The following is a 333-nucleotide window of genomic DNA, read 5'->3' as shown; positions in this document are numbered from 1 at the left end:
CTAGTGCACTGATCCCACCGGAGTTGTTATAGCGCTTGGCATCTTCATCCAGCGACCCCTCGTAAAGCCGAGCCGCAATCCCCGGCCTGTTGTTTTCATGCAGGTATTGACTGAAACGTCTAAGAGTAGCCGCATAGTCCTGAGTGGTTTTGGGATTCGGCCCGGTCGCAGGCGCTCCCTTGTACTCTTTGATGAGAGCCGCTTTGTAATCTCTGATGAGCTCGGCGTCGACAGGGTCGGGATTCAGGGCAGCGCGGCGCACCATTGGCGCTCCGCCCGCCGACTCTTTGAGACGACCCAGTGCTCTAGCCACGTTCGAGGAGCCACTCTCGC

At 58.6% G+C, this 333-nt stretch carries 1 protein-coding gene; it reads right to left on the bottom strand.

Features of this window, described 5'->3' with window-relative positions; all coding sequences use genetic code 11:
• Positions 1–265, bottom strand: a 265-nt coding sequence (locus X738_RS80670; protein ID WP_156942804.1) for a hypothetical protein, incomplete at its 3' end; no start/stop codon positions are given.
• Between the last annotated feature and the right edge of the window lie 68 nt (positions 266–333).

This window comes from Mesorhizobium sp. L48C026A00, assembly GCF_000502375.1.
GTDB classification, from domain to species: domain Bacteria; phylum Pseudomonadota; class Alphaproteobacteria; order Rhizobiales; family Rhizobiaceae; genus Mesorhizobium; species Mesorhizobium muleiense.
The sequence above is the reverse complement of the archived record's forward strand: the minus strand, read 5'-3'. Positions and strand labels throughout refer to the sequence as shown.